This window comes from Streptomyces sp. NP-1717 (genome assembly GCF_022695985.1).
GTDB lineage: Bacteria > Actinomycetota > Actinomycetes > Streptomycetales > Streptomycetaceae > Streptomyces.
This window is the reverse complement of sequence record NZ_JAAPBF010000378.1, coordinates 1-3,713: the sequence shown is the minus strand read 5'-3', so window position 1 is coordinate 3,713 and position 3,713 is coordinate 1. Positions and strand designations below refer to the sequence as shown.

The following is a 3,713-nucleotide window of genomic DNA, read 5'->3' as shown; positions in this document are numbered from 1 at the left end:
CCCTCGACGGTGAACCGGTACGAACCGGCGACGGGGTGACCGTCGGCGGAGACGACCCGGTACCCGACGGTGTAACTGCCCGCCGGGAGGCCCGGCTTCACCGGGAGTGTGACGGTCCTGCCCTCGACGCGCGGCGCACCGGCGGCGACCTGCTCCCCGTCCGGGGACGTGAGAGCGACCTTGGCGTACCGCGAGGTCATCTCGTCACTGAAGGTCAGCTCGACGCTCTGCGGGGGCCTGCTCTCGGAGGCGGCCTCGGCGGGACTGCGGGTGACGAGTTCGGTGTGGGCGGACGCGGGCCGGGCGGCGAACAACAGCGGTAGCGCGGCAAGGGGTACGACGAGACAGCGGGCCGCCACGCGGGCGGCACGCCGGTTCACAACGTGCATGAGGGGGTTGCTCTCTGGAGGTCCCCGGCTCGGCCGGGACGGAGGCGGCGATGCCCGGCCGCCCCGTGGCTCTGTCCGTCAGGACATGCGGGGACCGCCGGCGGGCATCGGCCCGGTCAGCGAGTACAGGCCCGGTACGAGAGACCCGGACCGGCGACGCGGCGGCGCCCGGCCCGCCTGCGGCCCGGCCATCACCGTGGCGGCGGTAGGAACCGAGTCCTCACGGGCGCGTGAGTCCGGACGCGGGCCGTGCCCGGCGTGCCGCGTCGGCCGGACGAACTGGAGGAGACGCCGCAGCGCGGCGAGTACCGGTTTGCCGTGCCACACAAGTCGCTCGGTGACGCCCAGCAGGCGCGCGGCGATCAGCAGCGTGACGAGTTGTCCGCCCACGAGGACTTCCGGCGGCGGTCCCCCAGCGGGCCCGTGCTCCAACAGACCGCGCAGGCCCGCGGGATCGGTGACGGCGGCGCAGGCACCCGGCAGCGAGTACGCGACGTGGTAGGCCAGTTGGGCGGCCGCGAGGGCGGCGAGCACCTGGTTGTCGGAGAGCCGGGATCCGGTCAGGCACAGTGCCGCGGGCAAGCCCAGGCACGCCATCGTGGCGAGCAGCATCCAGCCGGGCGCGTGGCCCTGCGAGAGCGCGTGACACACCAGCGGCAGCAGTACACAGAGCACCGCGAGCGCACCGGCGGCGACTCCACGCAGCCCGCGCATTCCGCGCAACTCACGCAGCCCGCGCCGTCCACGCAGCGTCCCACCAACCGCGAAAGCCGCGCGAGACGCGCGCCGCGAGCTGGTTGATGACATGACGTCCGCGCTTTCGAAAGGTCTGGAGGAGTCTGATCGCCGTCGCGGGCACACGGGTCGGACGTGGGCGTGCCTCGCTCCTGCGCAGCGTACCCGTCTGCCCCGCGTCGCCTCTCGACGGGCCGACAGAGGCACGGGGCGGCACGGGGCGGCACGGAGCCACCCATTGTCCACGCTTCCGTGAATTCAGGATGCCGTGTACCGTCGTGGCCGTGCTGAATCTCGCGTCCGACATCGAGGTGCTGGCACGGTTCGGCCGCGCCCTCGCCGACCCGATCCGGTGCCAGTTGCTGCTCGCCCTGCGGGCGGCTCCCGCGTACCCGTCCGACCTGGCCGACACCATCGGCGTTTCCCGCACGCGCCTGTCGAACCATCTGGCGTGTCTGCGTGACTGCGGGCTGGTCGTGGCGGTGCCCGAGGGGCGCCGTACCCGGTACGAACTCGCCGACCCGCGGCTGGGACACGCGCTCGACGACCTGCGCGCGGCCGTCGTGGCGGTCGCGGAGGACGTCACCTGCGCGGACGCCGAGGAGAAGGGCTGCTGCTGATGGCCACCGGGATATCGCTCGGCCCCGCCTCCACCGCCGCCCGCCGTGAGGCCCTGGCCCGTCGCGTACGGCTGCTGGTCGCGGCCACGATGGTCTACAACGTGATCGAGGCGGTCGTCGCTCTCACGGCGGGGGCCATGGCGTCGTCCTCCGCTCTGGTGGGCTTCGGACTGGACTCCCTCGTGGAGGTCTCCTCGGCCGCGGCGGTGGCCTGGCAGTTCTCCGCCCGTGAGCACACCGTGCGTGATGCGCGTGAGAAGAAGGCGTTGCGGATCATCGCGGTGTCGTTCTTCGGCCTGGCGGCCTTTGTGACGGTGGACGCGGTCCGGGCACTGGCAGGCGGCGGCGAGGCCGGGTCGTCCGTCCCGGGCATCATGCTGGCGGCCCTGTCGCTGGCGATCATGCCGTTCCTGTCCGCCGCGCAGAGGCGGGCCGGCCGGGAGCTGGGTTCGGCCTCGGCAGTCGCCGACTCGAAGCAGACGCTGCTGTGCACCTATCTGTCGGCCGTGCTGCTGGTGGGTCTGGTGGCCAACGCCAGTCTCGGCTGGTCCTGGGCGGATCCGATCGCCGCGCTCGTCATAGCCGCGATCGCGGTCAAGGAGGGCCGCGAGGCATGGCGCGGCGACAACTGCTGCGCACCGGGCGGTCTGAGCACCCTGAAGGCGGACACCGTACGGGACACCGCACCGGACGCGGGACCGGATGCCGGACGTGGCGGCACACCGGACGCGGGGCCGGACGCGGGGCCGGACGCGGCCGGGAATGCCCGCGGCTGCGCTCCGGGGTGCGGCTGCTGATCCGGCGTCCGGCGGACAGCCGCTCCCGCCCGTGCCTATCCCCGGCAGGGAGAGGCGGGGCTCTCCGGGGCCGCACATACTCGGAGCCATGAACGGAAAATCGCGGCTCGGGGAGTTTCTCCGGACACGGCGCTCCCAACTCACTCCCGACGAAGCCGAGGTGCCCACCTACGGGGAGCGCCGCCGGGTTCCGGGGCTGCGGCGGGAGGAGTTGGCGCTGCTGGCGGGGGTGAGTGCTTCGTACTACACCCGGCTGGAGCAGGGGCATTCGATGAACGCCTCGCCGGAGGTGCTGGACGCGATCGCCCGCGCTCTGCGGCTGGACGAGTCCGAGCGTCTTCATCTGCTCGACCTGGCCCGGCCGGCCAAGCCGCGCGGCAGGGGCCGGCGACCCGCACCGGAGCGCGTGACGCGGGCGACCGGTCAACTGCTGGACGCGCTGGCGGACGTTCCCGCGATCGTGGTCGGCCGGCGCTCCGACGTCCTGGCGTGGAACGGGCTCGGCCACGCGTTGTTCGCCGGACACCTCGACCCCCGCGCCCCGGACCTGCCGGGCCGACGCCCCAACATGGCCAGGCTGGTGTTCCTCGACGCCCACACCCGCGAGCTGTACGCGCACTGGCCCGGCAAGGCCAGGGCGGTGGTGGGAAACCTGCGGATGGTGGCGGGCCAGTACCCGGAGGACTCCGCACTGCACGCGCTGGTGGGTGAACTGAGCGCGAAGAGCGAGGACTTCGCCTCGATGTGGGCCGATCACCGCGTCAAGGCCTGCGATGTCGCCGACTACGAGATGCGGCACCCGCTCGTCGGAACGCTGACCGTCACCCAGCAGACCCTGGGCCTCGGGCCGGGCCCGAACATCGTGGTCGCCACCACCAGGGCCGGCTCCCCCTCACGTACGACCCTGTCCCTGCTCGCCCAGGCCACCGCCCAGGTCACCGCTCCGGCCGCCCCGTCGCGACCGGAGAGCGGCCGCGTCAGCGACGGCTGACCCAGGGCGTGTCCGCGAAGTCCCGCCTGGCCCGCGACGCCTGGCACGGCACCTCGCCGCGTTGTCGGACCCGGCCGAGTACGGCAGGTCCATCCACAACGCCGATCCTCCGCCTTGCGATGCACCGCACCAGACGCCGCAGGCCCCGCCCTACGGGCGGACGGCGCTACTTCGCGGACAC

5 protein-coding genes are annotated in these 3,713 nt (G+C 73.2%); 3 read left to right on the top strand and 2 right to left on the bottom strand.

The annotated features are described in order from the left end of the window. Positions 1 to 389 (bottom strand): copper resistance CopC family protein (locus GXP76_RS34560; RefSeq protein ID WP_242575571.1); only part of this gene is annotated, 389 nt, incomplete at its 3' end. A 78-nt stretch (positions 390 to 467) separates the two neighbouring features. Beyond that, complete coding sequence (locus GXP76_RS34555) at positions 468 to 1,103, bottom strand: hypothetical protein (RefSeq protein WP_242575570.1); 636 nt, start codon at positions 1,101 to 1,103, stop codon at positions 468 to 470. A 305-nt stretch (positions 1,104 to 1,408) separates the two neighbouring features. On the opposite strand from GXP76_RS34555, the gene GXP76_RS34550 reads away from it, so the two are divergent. The 3 genes from GXP76_RS34550 to GXP76_RS34540 all read left to right on the top strand — a co-directional run bounded on the left by GXP76_RS34550 (position 1,409) and on the right by GXP76_RS34540 (position 3,532). Next, the gene (locus GXP76_RS34550) at positions 1,409 to 1,744 is read left to right on the top strand and encodes a helix-turn-helix transcriptional regulator (RefSeq protein ID WP_242575569.1); all 336 of its coding nucleotides are present in this window, start codon (positions 1,409 to 1,411) and stop codon (positions 1,742 to 1,744) included. Next, positions 1,744 to 2,541 carry a cation transporter gene (locus tag GXP76_RS34545; protein ID WP_242575568.1) on the top strand — a complete coding sequence of 266 codons (798 nt, stop codon included), beginning with the start codon at positions 1,744 to 1,746 and terminating at the stop codon, positions 2,539 to 2,541. Before GXP76_RS34550 ends, GXP76_RS34545 begins: the two co-directional genes overlap by 1 nt. 88 nt (positions 2,542 to 2,629) lie before the next feature. Then, positions 2,630 to 3,532, top strand: a complete 903-nt coding sequence (locus GXP76_RS34540; protein WP_242575567.1) for a helix-turn-helix domain-containing protein — start codon at positions 2,630 to 2,632, stop codon at positions 3,530 to 3,532. The last annotated feature ends 181 nt before the right edge of the window (positions 3,533 to 3,713 follow it).

Excerpts from the sequence above, each read along its gene's own strand:
- GXP76_RS34555 (WP_242575570.1), bottom strand. The coding sequence starts at position 1,103 with ATGCGCGGGCTGCGTGGAGTCGCCGCCGGTGCGCTCGCGGTGCTCTGT.
- GXP76_RS34545 (WP_242575568.1), top strand. The coding sequence starts at position 1,744 with ATGGCCACCGGGATATCGCTCGGCCCCGCCTCCACCGCCGCCCGCCGT.
- GXP76_RS34540 (WP_242575567.1), top strand. The coding sequence starts at position 2,630 with ATGAACGGAAAATCGCGGCTCGGGGAGTTTCTCCGGACACGGCGCTCC.